We start from the raw sequence: 16,591 nt of genomic DNA, 5'->3' as shown, positions 1-16,591 counted from the left end.
AATAAATTCTTCCAAATTAATTGAATTAGTAACCATCTTCTTTCACTCTATCATTACACATATTTCAGCATGTTTTTTAGTACCTATTTTACCCTTACCATCGCCAATATGGAAGTGTTGTTTTACGCTACTACTAATTTATGTCAAACTCTTTCCATTGCTCCCATCCACTATTTATTTCTCCTAAATCCACTGGTACTTCACCTGTTTCAAGAAAATTTACAAAGGACTGAAATGATTTTGACTCACTTGCATCGGTCAAATAATCAGGATATTCCCATTCGTCAATTTCAAGATAGGTTTTGACCTTGCTATTTAGACCAATCTCTTTAAGTAATTCATTAGGTTTGTACCATAGGCAATCACTTAAAGACGTAGTATCAAATAAATGTCTGAAAAAAGATGTAAGGACCTTTTCTTTATTTTCACCTTTCAAATTATTAGTTGGAGGTGCAAATTGATTAACTTTGTAGATTTTGTTTATCAAGCTAACTTTGTCCATTTTCAATAATTCAGAAACCTCACTATGCTTATAATTTATTTCAAGTCCAAACCTATCTTTTAGTTTAACTCCCACATTAACAGATTTATAAGATTTTGATAGTGAATTACTGTAAATGTCGAGAGAAATGAACGGTCCCTTATTATTTAAAAGAAATGACTGTATTAAAATTACCCATCCATCATTACTTAATTTAATAATACTGCACCTACTACCAATATAATTAGTATATCTCCACTCAAAAATCGGTCGATTAAATTCATCAAATTCTCTATCTAATATTTCGAGTACCTCTTCAGCACGAATCATCAATTAAGCTCTCCCTTATCTAAAAATATTAAATCACTACAGATCTTGATTTTTAACTAATTATAAACATTAAATTTTGTTTTTTTTGATGAAACTGGGTAGAGTCCATTTAAATGTGTAAAAAGGTCATATGACAAGCACGATACGGTACACTGTTTTTATACCAATAAAAACATACCATAAGGCAAGCCATATGACCCTTATACAGTTTACAATAAACAATAAAGAGATACAAAGCTTAACTTACACACCTGTAAATAACAAAACTCCAAACTGATTCTGACAAACGCCTTTAAATAGCTTGCGTAATTGAAATTACCAAAAATTAACAGAATCGAATTTTTCCCATATTTCCCAATAAGTATTACTTTCTTCATTATCCACTATATAGTCTGCATTATTCTTAGAGATTGCATGAGCAACAGATTTGAAAAAAGAATAATTTTGTGTTGAATCAGTATCACTTACAGGATGGGGCCAATTTTCAGTTGAATATATACAATAATAACTGGAAGATAAAGCAGCTTGTTCAAGCTGCTCCTCTTCAGTTAACCATACCAACTCTAAAAAATTCTTGTTCTTTACCATTTCACGCAATGCAGTTATCCACTCATTCTTGTCATTAATTCGTTCTTTTAGATCTTTTCCGACTTTAAAATTAAATGTCTTATCTCTCACTGAAATTTCAAAGTTATCTTTCGTAAAACCAGCCTCTACGTCTTCAATGTCAATATAGTTACCTTGTTTGTCTAAAAAAATAAAAGGTTCTTCCCACAAGATTCCATCACTACCGCTAGTTACATCAGTACCAACAATTTGCACATCAATGCTTGGCCCTAATTTTGAAATTCCCAGAAATTGAAATGTAATTAACCAATGATTTTCATTCACAAATACAGAAAGCTTACCTTTAGCAAAATCAAAGTTAAAATTATCTAATAAACTTATGTCTCCTGCCTTAATTGAGTTATCCAAAACCTCAAACACACTTAGATTTTTTGAACACATTACTATCACCTACGTTTATTCATTTTTCTTGAATAAGCACTAGCTTACCCACCTTGCTTACTAGAACATGCTTTACAATGAGGATATAATTTTTGTTTTTTGCGATATTGATTTAGGGCAGTGACTGGCTGATGATCCCCTATCCAGTTTCCCGACTTAGTACCTGGATTTTTAATACCACAAGAGTGACAACCATATTTATCTCCTATTTTATTCAGCACCCGCCTTTCTTTTTTATTTAATCTACTACTTGTACTCCTTGCAGGTATAGACTTTTTAGCGTATGCTCCTGGTTTAAAATATTTTTTACCTTTCTTCGCAAACCCTAACGCCTTTTTCGCACCTTTGAACACTTTTCCTGGTCCGAAGTTGGATGCGGCTGCCCAAGTAGCGCCTTTCCAGCCCTTACCTGCTTTATACGCTTTGTATCCATCGTATGCGGCAAATCCTGCGTTTACCGCAAGCCATACCCAATGCCCATCGGAATCAACTAACATCACCGGATTATTATTCGCATACGTGTAGCCATTTTGCGTAATGATGTCGTCTTCATCGCCTGGATCTGGGTCTAGGGATAAGAACACGCCGTGCTTTGGCTCGTAGTAGCGGGCCATGAGATAGTACATGCCGGTTTCGTGATCGTACTGGTAGCCAGCATAGCGGTACGTGTTGTCTTTGACCGCTGCGGGTTCGTCGGCTTTCAGCGGATTGCCCCACGCATCGTATTCATACGTTGCGAGTCGGTTGCCGTCTTTGTCACTGATACCAATGACATCGCCATGAGCGTTGTAGTGGTAGTAGTATTTGACGCTTCCTTTTTTCATCGCGACGAGTTGACCTGCGTCGGAGTACGTGTACGACTTTGTCACGGCGTTTGAACCGTTCGTTTCATAAAGGACGTTGAGACTGTCACCGTCGTAATGGTAGTTGGTAATGGTGGAACCAACCGCTTTTTGAATGCGGCGTCCGTCTTCATCGTACGTGTAACTGTACGTGCCGTCTGTTAGTCGGTTGCCGTTCTTATCGTACGTAAACGACTCGTTGCCCATGCTTGTCAGCTGATTATAGACATTATAGCTTGCTTTTGTTTCGGTTGTTTGCCCATTTTTTGTTGTTTTGACTGACGTTCGGTTGCCGAAGCCGTCATACGTGAATTCGTTTTTCGTGCCGTCGCGTAACGTTTCGCTCATGAGCTGGTCAAGGGGCCGTACGTGAAAAAACACCTTAATTAACAAAAGCCCGCATTTTTATGCGGACCTTTGTATTTATGACTCCATATTGCTTGTTAATGAAACAATCTTAGCGCCAGCCACGTTCGTTTGAAAACGCGCAATATTCTTTAGCTGGAACATAAGCTTAGTTTTTCATTTGCATTATCTTCCTATTATTAAATCTTTACACTCATATATGTTTCTTTGTGCGCTCTAGTGTATAATGCAACCTCATCATTTTTTATCCACCGTAATTCTTTCATATAGTACCACAATTTATAAAGGTCTGGATCAATCGTTTTTATTAACTTTTTTAGCACAATTTTACCCCTTGCTTCAATAACAATTTCTAATTCAAAGTAATCTAGTTCAAATTTTAACATTGGATATGCTTTGTAATTAGCATTCGGAGATGGCGTCTTTTTCCACGGTCTAAAGTGATGAATAAATTTTTTCTTATACATACTTTTAAATGCGCCTTCAATATATTCTGCATCCCATTGCTTATTTTTAATTAAAAAGTTTACACCTCTGACTAATGCTTCAGTTAACAATTCTTTTTTCTTTTCATTTGAAGCTAGATTGTACTCTTTTTTGTTAAAGGGCAATAATAAATCTAGACTTTTTTTAGGCATTAACACGCTATACTCTTCTTGTTCTTCTCTAAGAATTGATATCTCTTTATAATTACCGCAATGGATAAAAACTCCTTCAATATTATTTGTCTTAATTTTTTTCTTTAGCTCCCATTGAAACATTTCAGTTATACATAATGACTCTACACTTATTTTAGTTTCGTTGCTTTCATCACACAGCACAATATTTTTTAGATACATTGCTACACCCCTATAGTCTATCTTATATTGGTGTGTCCTCTTATCAACTTATGAAGGACACGCCAATAGAATTATGTGGACCTTGCTACCATGGGCGACTATGGTGAGACATCCTTTTACCACCACTGGCTTTTTTAATTCCAGAAACTCTTCCACGTTCCCATGCTAGAGCACGTTCTCTTCCTTTCAAGTTCTTCTTTATTACCACAGCCTTATAACGGTTATAACCAACCTGTTTATTTAGCCTATTCATTTGACTATTTGCTCTTCTGGAGCTACCGTTTTTATTAAGTTTTCCACCACTAATTCCTACTTTTGCAGGTTTACCAGTCTTAGAATCAACAATTTTATAGCCATGGTGAATTTTTTTTGATTTTTTACTATTACCGTGCACCTTCTTCGCAAAACCTAGCGCCGCTTTCGCACCTTTAACATATTTCCCTGGTCCAAATGCTGACGCAACTGCACCGCCAACACCTCTCCAGCCCTTACCTGCTTTATACGCTTTGTATCCGTCATATGCGGCAAATCCTGCGTTTACCGCTAGCCAGAAGTAATGCCCATCCGGATCAACTAACATCACCGGATTGTTATTCGCATACGTGTAGCCGTTTTGCGTAATGATGTCGTCTTCATCGCCTGGATCTGGATCTAGGGATAAGAACACGCCGTGCTTTGGCTCGTAGTAGCGGGCCATGAGGTAGTACATGCCGGTTTCTTAATACCGTTTAATTAATTTTCTCTATTAAAGAAACATAAGCCCGCACGTTCATGCGGACTTACAAAATGAATAATTTCTTACATACGAAAAACCAAATTGATAAAATCCCTAAATTTGTTACGGTAAGCTGGAGGGATCTTCGACCAACTTTAATTCTTTTTGAAGCACTTTCTTAAATAATTTCAATAAATCACTACTACCTCTTAATTGAAATTCTCTTACAACTTCTATATCATTTTCTGTCACATGAAGTATTTCAACAATTACTATAATTGATTTTTTCATTCTCGAAAAAGTTAGCCTTAATAATGGCTCAACTGATTCAAATTGAAACTCTTTAGACCAACCTACCAATAATTTACGTAACCCCCTGACTATTTCTTTATATTCGCTTTCTAAAAGATGTACAGAAAAGTCTTTAAAGATAACTTTATCTTGATCACTTATTTTACAACTTGAAACAATAAATGGATCTTCTCCATGTTCATAATATTTTCTAGGGGTAAGTTCAAATTCTAAAAATTCGTCTCTGATTAAAGACATATCATACTCCTATGAATAAGAATTCAAGAGAAAGGCTTCTCTTGTAATTTACCTTATTTATTTTTGATACCACTCTCTTTTACCATACTTGTGAAAAACTTGTTTTGGTCCCTTTGCTCTTGATTTACCAAAAACCGTAACAATTTGTCCTCTTTTATTGACTACAACATTTGCTTTTTTTCCATAATATCTGGTTTTACCACCTGATTGTTTAATAGTTTTCTTTGAATTTCTTACAGCATCCAACTTTGCTTTTATGCTCACTCCTCTTCCACCATCTCTACCAATTGATTGATGTAGACCATGTTTTGTATGCCCTCTTATTACACCTGCTACTGCTTTTCTCTTTTTTGTGACCCCTGAGAATATTTTTCCAACTCTAAATGCACCACCACCTACAGCACCAAGCGCTGCACCTCCAGCTGTTGCACCAAACAGTTTCCAACCTCTGGCACCTTTTGCTCTCGCTGCTTTATAAGAGCTTATTCCTCCAATAGCGCCACCAACTAAAGCCCATACATAATGCCCATCCGGATCAACTAACATCACCGGATTATTATTCGCATACGTATAGCCATTTTGCGTAATGATGTCGTCTTCATCGCCTGGATCTGGATCTAGGGATAAGAACACGCCGTGCTTTGGCTCGTAGTAGCGGGCCATGAGGTAGTACATGCCGGTTTCGTGATCGTACTGGTAGCCAGCATAGCGGTACGTGTTGTCTTTGACCGCTGCGGTTTCGTCGGCTTTCAGCGGATTGCCCCACGCATCGTATTCATACGTTGCGAGTCGGTTGCCGTCTTTGTCACTGATACCAATGACATCGCCATGGGCGTTGTAGTGGTAGTAGTATTTGACGCTTCCTTTTTTCATCGCGACGAGTTGACCTGCGTCGGAGTACGTGTACGACTTTGTAACGGCGTTTGAACCGTTCGTTTCATAAAGGACGTTGAGGCTGTCACCGTCGTAATGGTAGTTCGTAATGGTGGAACCAACCGCTTTTTGAATGCGGCGTCCGTCTTCATCGTACGTGTACGTGACGAATGGTTTCGTTTCGCCTTTTTTCGTGACAGCGGTAATTTGATCGGCTGCATCCCACGTGTAGCTGTACGTGCCGTCGCGTAACGTTTCGCTCATGAGCTGGTCAAGAGCGCCGTACGTGAAAAAACACCTTAATTAACAAAAGCCCGCATCTTCATGCGGACCTTTACTTTTACTTTTAAACGACAGAATTTAATAATTACAAACAGTATTCCATCATAAATGATTAGTATAACTTAATAATTCTCTAATTCTTGCTCTAAATTGTTTAAAATTTCTTTTACGGGAACAGTAATAGAATCTTTATTGTTAAAAAAAATTGAAACACTGACTCCATCGTTGTCTATTCCAGGTAGCCAACTATCAATAAATTCTTCTAAATCAATTGAAACAGCAACTGTCTTCTTCCACTCTTTCATTGCACATAATTCAGCATGTTCTTTTGTGGGCCAAAAATTTAAGCTTGTACTTCCATTATCTAATTTTGAAGTCACCCACCCCTGTTCATTTCTTAGAGACCATACTTCTTCATAATCAGAAACCTTTTTTATAAAGTACTCATATCTTTTTTGTGAATTCATTTGCATGGTTTTTTCAATTTCTAACTTATTCATAGGATTCTCCTTTAATTTCTTCTGACGTTCAATATCTACTCATATATGGCTTTTATCATCCCGACAATTTGCTTTACTTTGAGAAATTTTTAGTAATTTAATTTCTGAAATCAATAATGCTTATAGTGCTTGTCTTAAGAATACTTTTTACTGTTTATCCTTCTTTTTAATTATAGTATCCAAAACTTTATTCTTTCCATTAAAATTTTTAATAAAGCAATCTCCGAAAATCCCAATTTCTTTTTTCCATGGATGCCCAAAATAGCCCCATTTTAGATCCTTTTGTATAAAGATGTAATAATCACCGTTTGGAAATAAAGGCACAAGCCATTCTTTCCATTCATCTCGTTCAATAGGCTTTCTTGGATCGAATTCATAACATTCATGTTGCCAATCCATAGCATAAATCAACTCATTTTTTCTTGTACAAGCTCTCATTGCTGTTAACACCATATCTTCTAACTCATCCGTTTCATATGAGTATTTAGAACTTATGTCAAATATTATATAAGGTTTTGGTAATTTAAAACTTCTTTGACTTTCAGGATAACCAAAATTCTCACCAATGGTATTCCAAACTATCTCAGTTTGTTCTTTTTTCATTAAGTTAAAGTTCATTTAGCTCATCTCACTCTTTTAAATGATTTATAATGATTCTTAGTATAATAAGCCCTTCCCTTAGAACCAATAACGACTCTCTCTTTACCTCTATTTCTACCCTTTACATAAGGGTTAACATCGTACTCTCTATAGGAATCTTTTTTAGGCAAGCGGTAATGATTTCTCGCTTATTGTTATGTAGTCATCTTTATAATAATTTTCAAATATGAATAAAGCTATAAAAGCCCGCACATTCATGCGGACTTTATAACCTTATATTGCTACTTTACTAAAAAATCTTAGCGCCAGCCACGTTCGTTTGAAAACGTCTCGTAATCCTTTGACGGCACATAATCCCATTCGTCTTCCGTTTTTTCTTCAAACGCTTCCGCTGCTAGTGTCAACAATTCTTCGAATTCATCATCTTTCGGCATTGCCTCTGGATGTTTTACAACATGTTCATAAAAACCTTTGCCCTTTGCGACAGCGAGACAGCGCGCATAGAGAAAGAAATCGGGTGAAAAAAATGTCTCCTCATCCACGTAAGCTGCTTTACCAATAGACCTTGCATGTTTTTCTGTATCAAGCTTGTATAGTTTCTGCGCAAGCGCTTCTTCAAATTGTTTTATCTGCTTCTCTGTCATGGAGGCAAGCTTATCTCTCGCCTTTTCCAGCGGATCATCTGCGTCAAAATCTATCAGACTGATTATCTCCCAAAATGCTTTGCTAGGGAGGGATTTTTCAAATTCATTTAGTTTGCCAGTTTCATCCTCTTCAAGTACCTTTTCGAATGCTTCGGGATCCTTTTTTTCTAACCATCGATAATAGGGTCCTAGAAATAATGAATGTAGATCATATCCAAAACCAAGCTTCCTTGACCTTAGATAAATGCCCTCTTCCCATGGCTCTAAGGGTTGATTTCCAACGAAATATATGTCGCAAACTTTCATAACTTTAATCCACTCGACTGAATATTCGTCTAGAGGTTTATATAACTGTGGGTTATTTATATCAGGCTTTGCTTCATTAAAGTAACGGGTTGAATAAACAAGGAGTTTATATTCTTCTTTTGGTTGAGTTATAAGTACTCTTATTGCTGAATAATAACCATTAGGTGTTTGATATATATAAATATCTCCACTGTTAAATTCCATAATCCCTTCTCCTTTTTAACGTTTTCTAGGCATTGGTCTTTTATGAATTTCAGCTCTTAGAATATGCATGTAACTCGGTTTTCTTATAGGTTTTAATCTCCATTCCTACTCGTAAAATTCTAACTCTTCATCCATTTCTATACGTAGCTTCTCAGGCTTTACTGCTATATATGACTCGTTATTTGGAAAAACAGCGACACTATAACCAGTTACCTTGAGGTAATCTAATATAATGGAACACCACTCACTAAAATTAAAGCTAACAATTTCATAGTTTTCCCATTTACCTGTTAAACTTTTTTCAGCAAATTCTTTTTCTGGCCAAACAGGTAAGTAGTAATCGCTCTCTTCACTAATAAAGGCAAACAAACTTCCTTGTTTAATAGTGTAAATTATTTCATCACGGCAAATTATTTTTATAAATGAACTATATCTTTTATTTTTATCGGCATAAAAAAGGTTATTAAAATAGCGATCATCAATTCTTTCTAGGAGATGATAAAAATTGAGTGAACCATTCGATTTTTTATCATTTGTTAAAATATTCTCCTCAACATAACCTTTGTAATTTACATCTGTTTTTTTTCGTCTTTCTTATTAGCAATCTCATATAAAAGATTATCTCTAAAATCTTTTGCGCTTATAAAAATAGACTGAGATTCATTAACATAAATTCCAATCTCAATTTGCTCATTAATAAATTGTGGTAGTACTTCTTTTAAGAACTCATTTATTTCTATTTTTTCAGGCAAACCACTAATAAAATTATTTGCACCCTTTTCTGCTTTCTCCATTTTATTCCATAAAAAAATACTATATTTGTAATTTGGATCATCACTTGCTAAAACAACCCAGTCATCATTGTCAACTAAAACCCAAACTCCTTCTTCTAGAATGAGTTGACTTAAAAATTCCTTATATCTCTCTGCTTTTTCCATATTAACCTTCCTGTTTATAGAGTTATTATTATTAACCAAGCATGATAGTAAGTTAAGCCTTTTTAAATGATCACTAAAAATCCCATTCGAAAACCTCTTTCTTTTTTTCTTTTGACCAATCTCTGAATAACACTTTGTGTATCCATAAGTATTTCTCTTTCTTCATATCATTTGTTAATCGATCAGACCAATCAACAGCAACTGGGGTATGTTCAGAATATGAATTTATTGTTCTGAGAAATTTATCATATTGTAATAACTCACTTTCAGGTATATCCTCAACACTTTTCCCTCTACTTTTATAATCAAGTATTGCAAGTTCTTTAGCCGTTATGGGTGTACTGAGTCTCTTAACAACCCCTATTTCTGATGGCGTTCTTTCCTCATTTAAAGACACGAAAAAATGATAACCTTTAGGCATTCGTTTCAATCCTTTTTTACTGTCCGTCTTTTGTGCACAATATAACCAGTCCCCTTTATTTGCATAACTATTTAATTCTTCATTATAAAAACCTATTAACATTTTTGTGTACGTTCGCACCGTTGTATATCTCTCCTTTTATAAGGGAAGAGTCTTCAAAACTCTTCCCAAATGTATTTTTCACTAACATTCTTAATCTATTACCTTCTTCTCTTTGCTCGAAACTCAATACTATGCTGTCGTCTATGGTCTTTTCTAAGTTGCAAACTAGAATATAAATAACTGTTACCTTTTCTAGCTTCTTTACCTCTCCAATGGGCTAAGTCGTAACCCGGAGGATTTTTCATGTGAGTCCTCTTTCCCCCACGTTTGTTCCTCTTACCCAATTGTCTTTTCTGGTTAGCCATAAAACCACGTATATGTTTTGGAAGTTTTGTATCGGCAATTAATGATTTCTGTTTTGCTAACTTACCGCTTCTTCCCGCCTTCTTCGCAAACCCTAACGCCTTTTTCGCACCTTTGAACACTTTTCCTGGTCCGAAGTTGGATGCGGCTGCCCAAGCAGCGCCTTTCCAGCCCTTACCTGCTTTATACGCTTTGTATCCATCGTATGCCGCAAATCCTGCGTTTACTGCAAGCCATACCCAATGCCCGTCCGGATCAACTAGCATCACCGGATTATTATTCGCATACGTATAGCCATTTTGCGTAATGATGTCGTCTTCATCGCCTGGATCTGGGTCTAGGGATAAGAACACGCCGTGCTTTGGCTCGTAGTAGCGGGCCATCAGATAGTACATGCCGGTTTCTTAAGACCGATCATTTATTTTTCTCTATTGAAGAAATATAAGCCCGCACGTTCATGCGGACTTTGTAACTCCATATTGCTTGTTCATGAAACAACTTTAGCGCCAGCCACGTTCATTTGAAACGTCTCGTAATCCTTTGACGGAACATAATCCCATTCGTCTTCCGTCTTTTCTTCAATCGCTTCCGCTGCTAGTATCAACAATTCTTCGAATTCATCATCTTTCGGCATTGCCTCTGGATGTTTTACAACATGTTCATAAAAATCTTTGCCCTTTGCGACAGCGAGACAGCGCGCATAGAGAAAGAAATCGGGCGAAAAAAAAACGTCTTCTCATCCACGTAAGCTGCTTCACCAATAGACCTTGCATGTTTCTCTGTATCAAGCTTGTATAGTTTCTGCGCAAGCGCTTCTTCAAACTGTTTTATCTTTCACCTATGGAGTAGATACACCCACATGATTTATTTTTTCTTACTTAAAAAAATATGAGTCATATAGGTATTATTAACCACAATTTATTATTTTGTGTGTTCTTGTCATTTTAAAAATTATCTACTTATCTTACGCTTTCTTTTTTCTATTCCATTTAACTTCTTAAACTCTGAAAAAGTATGAGAATACCAATCTTTTTCTTCAAATTGAACATAATCTATTCCAAAACACGGAGATACATCACCATCTTCAATAACACTTCCTAGCAAAACGAAATAATTCAACTCTTTAAATTCACTAATAAATTTAACAGAAGTTAAATTTCCAATATTATCCAAAATAAGCTTACGAACATTTCTAAAAGTAACTAAATCCCCAAGATCAACTATGTTAGTACAACCATTAATTTCAATATCTGAGATTGTTGAATTCTTGTTTTCATTTGGATACAGAGAACGAAGAGATTTGATATAAAATATAGATATTTTACTTAAATTATAATTATTTTCTATACCATATAATGACTCTATGTTCCCTTTTATTAACTCTAATTCTTTTAGATTTTTTAAATTTCCAAGTTCCCTTAAATCCTTATTAACAGACTTATAATTTGTGAGACTTAACTTTTTAACACTAGTTAGATCACCTAAACCTTTGACATTCTTTGACCAGTTTAAAGATAATTCTTCAACTTGCAGTGAACCGAGGTTTAAGGTTTTTTTTATCGAGAGATCTAACTTCAATATTTTTAAAGAAGATAATTTATCTAATATTGAAAGATCTAAATGCTTTTCTGATACAATGCTTAAATCCTCAATTAAAGGCATATTTTCTAGGAATTCAATAGAATCACCTCCATAAAATGCATCATTAATCTCTATACTTTTTATTTTTAAATGATTAACTTCTTTTACACAAAATTCTATATCGTTATAAATTTTATACGGAGAACACATCTTCTAATCACCTCTAAGCTTATGGGAGAAGCGCACAAAGATTCATGCGCTTCTAAATTTTAAATGCCTCGTCTTTTCTTTTTTCCTGGACTTTCTATTTTGTTATAATTTTTACTATTTCTCTTACCACCATCTCTTTTCAACCTAAGGTATTCTTGCCTAAAAGCCGCATCGTTATTTTTAGCCCTTGTCCAATTAATATTTTGATATCTAACCCCATATTTCTTTTCTATTCTCTGAGCTGATTTGGTAGCTCTAGAATAAGGCCCTTTACCATGATACCTTTTTCCATTGTTAAAATGTATTGTATAGGATCCAGTCGAGGCCTTTTTACGTTTGCTTTTTATTCCTTTCTTCGCAAACCCTAACGCCTTTTTCGCACCTTTGAATACTTTTCCTGGTCCGAAGTTGGATGCGGCTGCCCAAGCAGCGCCTTTCCAGCCCTTACCTGCTTTATACGCTTTGTATCCATCGTATGCCGCAAATCCTGCGTTTACTGCAAGCCATACCCAATGCCCGTCCGGATCAACTAACATCACCGGATTATTATTCGCATACGTATAGCCGTTTTGCGTAATGATGTCGTCTTCATCGCCTGGATCTGGGTCTAGGGATAAGAACACGCCGTGCTTTGGCTCGTAGTAGCGGGCCATGAGGTAGTACATGCCGGTTTCGTGATCGTACTGGTAGCCAGCATAGCGGTACGTGTTGTCTTTGACCGCTGCGGTTTCGTCAACTTTTAATGGGTTGCCCCACGCATCGTATTCATACGTTGCGAGTCGGTTGCCGTCTTTGTCACTGATGCCAATGACATCGCCATGAGCGTTGTAGTGGTAGTAGTATTTGACGCTTCCTTTTTTCATCGCGACGAGTTGACCTGCGTCGGAGTACGTGTACGACTTTGTGACGGCGTTTGAACCGTTCGTTTCATAAAGGACGTTGAGGCTGTCGCCGTCGTAATGGTAGTTCGTAATGGTGGCACCAACCGCTTTTGAATGCGGCGTCCGTCTTCATCGTATGTGTACGTGAGGAATGGTTTGGTTTCGCCTTTTTTCGTGACAGCGGTCATTTGATCGGCTGCATCCCATGTGTAGCTGTACGTGCCGTCTGTTAGTCGGTTGCCGTTCTTATCGTACGTAAACGACTCGTTGCCCATGCTTGTCAGCTGATTATAGACATTGTAGCTTGCTTTTGTTTCTGTTGTTTGCCCATTTTTTGTTGTTTTGACTGACGTTCGGTTGCCGAAGCCATCATAGGTGAATTCGTTTTTCGTGCCGTCGCGTAACGTTTCGCTCATGAGCTGGTCAAGGGAGCCGTACGTGAAAAAACACCTTAATTAACAAAAGCCCGCATCTTCATGCGGACCTTTACTTTTAAACGACAAAATTCATTAATTACAAACAGTATTCCACCATAAATGATTAGTATAACTTAATAATTTTCTAATTCTTGCTCTAAATCGGCTGAAATCATGCAGATGTTTGTTCAGGTCGAAGCCTAACAGGTGACTTATGCTATCGATTAGGGTTTCTATTCACACAAAATTCTTGACGCTACCAAGCTTAATCCTTAAACAGCCTGTCTTTTTCTTCCTTTGTTCTTTCTAAGAAGAAAACTTTATGTACCCTAAGTTCTTTTTTCTTTTCAAAACCAACTAACTTTTCTAACCAAGTAACAGCCATTGGTGTATGTTCAGGCTGTGAATTTATGGTTATCAGAAAACTCTCATACTCTTTTATAACAATTTCATCTATTAATTCAGCTTCGATACCTCTTGAATAAAAATCTAACTTCGCTAAATCATAAGCAGTTATACCTTCTTTTATTTTTTTTACTACACCCAACTCGGATGGCATACGTTCCGCTGTTAGAGAAACGAAATAATGATGTTCTTTAGCTATTCTAAACAGTCCTTTTTTTGTATCGTTTGTTCCAGCAATATAAAGCCAATCCCCTTTTTCCGAATGACATTTTAATTCTTTATTATTTATTGCTACCAACATTTTATTATAGTGTTTCAAGAACAAGACCTCCATCTACTCTCTTCAAAATATCAGTTCTGCAGAATTTATTTAAGTATGTCGTCTTCATAAAACACCTTCTTATAAAAGCAAGGGATACTGAATATAAGAGAGGTACTTTTTATCACTAGTGTTACATAAATATAAACAGAATGTTCAGACCTTAACATTCTCTGTTAAATTAAAAAAAGGCATACCCTAAGCAGAAGGTAGCTCTATCCATTTAGGAATAATTGTATATAGATATACCAGTGACTGATGCATTAACGACTTCAACAACTCAAGGGACTGTTTTTCCTGCGATTTTCCTTATCCATATGTGTGCACTTTTCCATAATGCTGCTCTTAAATAACGGCTGATTCGTAGAATCGAGTAGCGGCTTGTCGTGTGCAACTGCGCAAGTACGTTGAGACAAAAGACAATTAAAGCTGTGAAAATTTGATTGTATACGGCACGTTGCGACTGTCCGTAAAATGTCTTGATGCGAACGTGTTGTTTGATCCACTTAAAGAACAACTCAATCGCCCAACGCGAGCGATACATGTTTGAAATCTCTTCAGCGCTCCAGTCAAAACGATTGGTTAATAGCGAAAGCACGTTTCCATCAGTTGTTTTGACTCGTAAAAGCCGGAACACGTTTTCAGTACGGGATTTAGGTGAACCTAAATAGATCATCTCATCAGATTAAACCGCACTTTCGTACGGCACCTCAAACGCGTCAACGCGCGTATTACAGCGTACTTTCGTAATCGTGTTAAGAAAAAGAAACCATCGTCGGACATACGATCAAACTGTTCATAGTCGAGATACCCATGATCAAACACGTACATGCATCGGTTGTCACCAACAAGCACTTCTAGTTGTCCGCGATCATGTGCTTTCGCTTCAGTTAGCACGACTTTTTCTGGATACGATGTGCCTCTTTCCATAAAAACAAGGCGTAAATGAACCTTAACACCCGCTTTTGTTTGCAGAAACACTGCCTATTCATGGTTAGTTAATGACAAAGGTAGCGTGGTTGAGTCAATCATTTTTAGCGGCATCCGATGCTTAGCTAGGTGCGTTTTCGTATGAATTTGCGCCACTAAGTCATAGAAAATCATTTCAAAAAACGCTGGATCAAAGTGATTTAACCGACGAGAGAGTTGTGACACACTGATCGAATGGAGTCCAATTTCTCTTTGGAGTTAATCGTTAAACAAAGAATCGCTTAATGCATGAAGACTTTCTACTTCCTCAAGCTGTGCAAATAACAACAATTGAAGAAAAGATCGCGTATTTAACTTTTTAATATAGCGGTCGGTCTTCATATCTGCGGCAATTGCTTCAATAAATAAACTTGAAATGGGTGAAACCCATTGACCAAACGATGTTTTTTGTGTATTCTTGTCCATGTTAAGGTCCTTTTTATTGGATTTGGACAGGAAACCACCTGACCAATCTAGTATAAAGGATTTTTTTATGCTTATATAGACATAAAATGAATATTTGAAGTCTTTTTAATCATTCTTCAATATTACTACAACACTAGTGACTTTTTATGTGTTTAAAAAGCCTCACTGCTCTGTGACTTATTGTTATGAAATTATTTCAATTCAATAAAAATCAAGTTCTTTCTCTATATCAATGAGCAATTTCTTAGCTTCTACCGCTAAATAAGTGGAATCATTTGGAAAAACTGCTACTTTAATGTTCTCTTTTTCAAAGTAGTTTAAAATCAAACTAACCCACTCTTCAAAATTTATGCATACTATTTTCCCTTCTAACCAGTTACCGGTTAAACACTTATCAGCAAAATCTTTTACTGGCCATACAGGAAAATAGAATTGACCATCCTCCTGCAATATTGTAAACTTCCCAGCAATTGAAATTGTGTAGAGCATTTCTTCTCGACAAATGATTTTTATAAAAGCCTCATAACGCTTTTTTTTAGAAGCATTAAATAGACTGTTGAAATATTCTTCATTTATAGCACCAGAATATTTATAAACATCTAGCATTATTACATTTTTATTTCTCTCAACTATATCTTTTTCCTCTATATACTCTCTCCAATATTCCGACTTGTTTGTAGTTTGTATATCTCTGTTAATAATTTCCTTCTCAAATAATAAATTATTTAATAAATCTGACGGAGAAACATTTATTGAAGAAGATTCATCTATATAAAAACTAATTCCAACATTATCTTCAACAAGTTCTTCTAGTATTCCATTTAATAGCTCTTCAACTTTTATCTCTTCTGGTTCACAACCTTCCCAAAATTTGGTTGCAGCCAATTTTGCCTGTTCTTTTTCAACCCAAAAGCTCACATTGTACTCATTATTTTCACTAGCTAATGTAACCCATCCATCGTTATTACTTAACGTCCATACTTTGTCTTGCTTCACAATCTGATCTAAATAAACCTTATATAAATTGCTCAATTTACTTTTCCTCCTTCAATTTTATAAAGATTAATGATTCTACTAGTAG

Annotated in this window: 14 protein-coding genes and 8 pseudogenes; all 22 read right to left on the bottom strand. The window is 36.0% G+C overall.

All coding sequences use genetic code 11. The annotated features are described in order from the left end of the window. Nucleotides 1-133: 133 nt before the first annotated feature. The gene (locus tag FPV17_RS04930; RefSeq protein ID WP_144558350.1) at nucleotides 134-811 is read right to left on the bottom strand and encodes a DUF7003 family protein; all 678 of its coding nucleotides are present in this window, start codon (nucleotides 809-811) and stop codon (nucleotides 134-136) included. Nucleotides 812-1,126: 315 nt separating this feature from the next. Beyond that, nucleotides 1,127-1,819 (bottom strand): DUF7003 family protein, encoded by a 693-nt coding sequence (locus FPV17_RS04925; protein ID WP_144558349.1) that lies wholly within the window; start codon nucleotides 1,817-1,819, stop codon nucleotides 1,127-1,129. 44 nt (nucleotides 1,820-1,863) lie between these two features. Continuing rightward, nucleotides 1,864-3,045: pseudogene (locus FPV17_RS04920) on the bottom strand (RHS repeat domain-containing protein); the annotation flags it as partial. A 161-nt stretch (nucleotides 3,046-3,206) separates the two neighbouring features. Next, nucleotides 3,207-3,866, bottom strand: coding sequence for a hypothetical protein (locus FPV17_RS04915; RefSeq protein WP_144558347.1), 660 nt, complete (start codon nucleotides 3,864-3,866; stop codon nucleotides 3,207-3,209). Between the two features lie 85 nt (nucleotides 3,867-3,951). Next, nucleotides 3,952-4,584, bottom strand: a pseudogene (locus tag FPV17_RS04910) (RHS repeat-associated core domain-containing protein); the annotation flags it as partial. A 120-nt stretch (nucleotides 4,585-4,704) separates the two neighbouring features. Beyond that, on the bottom strand, nucleotides 4,705-5,130 hold the full coding sequence (locus tag FPV17_RS04905) for a WapI family immunity protein (protein WP_055735635.1): 426 nt from the start codon (nucleotides 5,128-5,130) through the stop codon (nucleotides 4,705-4,707). A gap of 57 nt (nucleotides 5,131-5,187) precedes the next feature. Next, nucleotides 5,188-6,249, bottom strand: a pseudogene (locus tag FPV17_RS04900) (RHS repeat-associated core domain-containing protein); the annotation flags it as partial. A gap of 158 nt (nucleotides 6,250-6,407) precedes the next feature. Beyond that, complete coding sequence (locus tag FPV17_RS04895) at nucleotides 6,408-6,785, bottom strand: DUF2750 domain-containing protein (protein WP_144558345.1); 378 nt, start codon at nucleotides 6,783-6,785, stop codon at nucleotides 6,408-6,410. Between the two features lie 147 nt (nucleotides 6,786-6,932). Further along, nucleotides 6,933-7,403: a DUF2716 domain-containing protein gene (locus FPV17_RS04890; RefSeq protein WP_144558344.1), complete on the bottom strand. Its 471-nt coding sequence runs from the start codon at nucleotides 7,401-7,403 to the stop codon at nucleotides 6,933-6,935. Nucleotides 7,404-7,408: 5 nt separating this feature from the next. Continuing rightward, nucleotides 7,409-7,555, bottom strand: a complete 147-nt coding sequence (locus FPV17_RS04885; protein WP_144558343.1) for a ribonuclease domain-containing protein — start codon at nucleotides 7,553-7,555, stop codon at nucleotides 7,409-7,411. Between the two features lie 129 nt (nucleotides 7,556-7,684). Continuing rightward, nucleotides 7,685-8,539 (bottom strand): DUF4240 domain-containing protein, encoded by an 855-nt coding sequence (locus tag FPV17_RS04880; RefSeq protein WP_246117131.1) that lies wholly within the window; start codon nucleotides 8,537-8,539, stop codon nucleotides 7,685-7,687. A gap of 105 nt (nucleotides 8,540-8,644) precedes the next feature. Beyond that, nucleotides 8,645-8,959 (bottom strand): DUF2750 domain-containing protein, encoded by a 315-nt coding sequence (locus FPV17_RS22180; RefSeq protein ID WP_281284343.1) that lies wholly within the window; start codon nucleotides 8,957-8,959, stop codon nucleotides 8,645-8,647. Between the two features lie 149 nt (nucleotides 8,960-9,108). Beyond that, nucleotides 9,109-9,477: a DUF2750 domain-containing protein gene (locus tag FPV17_RS04870; protein ID WP_144558341.1), complete on the bottom strand. Its 369-nt coding sequence runs from the start codon at nucleotides 9,475-9,477 to the stop codon at nucleotides 9,109-9,111. 73 nt (nucleotides 9,478-9,550) lie between these two features. Then, nucleotides 9,551-10,018 carry a hypothetical protein gene (locus FPV17_RS04865; protein ID WP_095149732.1) on the bottom strand — a complete coding sequence of 156 codons (468 nt, stop codon included), beginning with the start codon at nucleotides 10,016-10,018 and terminating at the stop codon, nucleotides 9,551-9,553. An 80-nt stretch (nucleotides 10,019-10,098) separates the two neighbouring features. Next, nucleotides 10,099-10,335, bottom strand: a pseudogene (locus tag FPV17_RS22590) (polymorphic toxin type 8 domain-containing protein); the annotation flags it as partial. Nucleotides 10,336-10,380: 45 nt separating this feature from the next. Then, a pseudogene (locus tag FPV17_RS22585) lies at nucleotides 10,381-10,707 on the bottom strand (RHS repeat-associated core domain-containing protein); the annotation flags it as partial. Nucleotides 10,708-10,790: 83 nt separating this feature from the next. Continuing rightward, nucleotides 10,791-11,015 (bottom strand): annotated as a pseudogene (locus tag FPV17_RS22170) (DUF4240 domain-containing protein); the annotation flags it as partial. A gap of 239 nt (nucleotides 11,016-11,254) precedes the next feature. Then, nucleotides 11,255-12,094: a hypothetical protein gene (locus FPV17_RS04850; protein WP_144558338.1), complete on the bottom strand. Its 840-nt coding sequence runs from the start codon at nucleotides 12,092-12,094 to the stop codon at nucleotides 11,255-11,257. Nucleotides 12,095-12,315: 221 nt separating this feature from the next. Continuing rightward, nucleotides 12,316-13,418, bottom strand: a pseudogene (locus FPV17_RS04845) (RHS repeat-associated core domain-containing protein); the annotation flags it as partial. Between the two features lie 238 nt (nucleotides 13,419-13,656). Then, entirely contained in the window at nucleotides 13,657-14,115 is a 459-nt protein-coding gene (locus FPV17_RS04840; protein WP_144558337.1) for a hypothetical protein, read from the bottom strand. 280 nt (nucleotides 14,116-14,395) lie between these two features. Further along, nucleotides 14,396-15,510 (bottom strand): annotated as a pseudogene (locus FPV17_RS04835) (IS4 family transposase). A gap of 201 nt (nucleotides 15,511-15,711) precedes the next feature. After that, nucleotides 15,712-16,542 carry a DUF2750 domain-containing protein gene (locus FPV17_RS04830; RefSeq protein ID WP_144558336.1) on the bottom strand — a complete coding sequence of 277 codons (831 nt, stop codon included), beginning with the start codon at nucleotides 16,540-16,542 and terminating at the stop codon, nucleotides 15,712-15,714. Nucleotides 16,543-16,591 lie beyond the last annotated feature (49 nt).

The sequence above is a fragment of the Shouchella miscanthi genome (assembly GCF_007725405.1).
GTDB classification, from domain to species: domain Bacteria; phylum Bacillota; class Bacilli; order Bacillales; family Bacillaceae_D; genus Shouchella; species Shouchella hunanensis.
Note: the sequence above shows the minus strand (reverse complement) of the source record. Positions and strands in the feature narration are given on the sequence as shown.

Excerpts from the sequence above, each read along its gene's own strand:
- FPV17_RS04895 (WP_144558345.1), bottom strand. The coding sequence starts at position 6,785 with ATGAATAAGTTAGAAATTGAAAAAACCATGCAAATGAATTCACAAAAA.
- FPV17_RS04930 (WP_144558350.1), bottom strand. The coding sequence starts at position 811 with ATGATTCGTGCTGAAGAGGTACTCGAAATATTAGATAGAGAATTTGAT.
- FPV17_RS04850 (WP_144558338.1), bottom strand. The coding sequence starts at position 12,094 with ATGTGTTCTCCGTATAAAATTTATAACGATATAGAATTTTGTGTAAAA.
- FPV17_RS04905 (WP_055735635.1), bottom strand. The coding sequence starts at position 5,130 with ATGTCTTTAATCAGAGACGAATTTTTAGAATTTGAACTTACCCCTAGA.
- FPV17_RS04870 (WP_144558341.1), bottom strand. The coding sequence starts at position 9,477 with ATGGAAAAAGCAGAGAGATATAAGGAATTTTTAAGTCAACTCATTCTA.
- FPV17_RS04890 (WP_144558344.1), bottom strand. The coding sequence starts at position 7,403 with ATGAACTTTAACTTAATGAAAAAAGAACAAACTGAGATAGTTTGGAAT.
- FPV17_RS04915 (WP_144558347.1), bottom strand. The coding sequence starts at position 3,866 with ATGTATCTAAAAAATATTGTGCTGTGTGATGAAAGCAACGAAACTAAA.
- FPV17_RS04880 (WP_246117131.1), bottom strand. The coding sequence starts at position 8,539 with ATGGAATTTAACAGTGGAGATATTTATATATATCAAACACCTAATGGT.
- FPV17_RS04925 (WP_144558349.1), bottom strand. The coding sequence starts at position 1,819 with ATGTGTTCAAAAAATCTAAGTGTGTTTGAGGTTTTGGATAACTCAATT.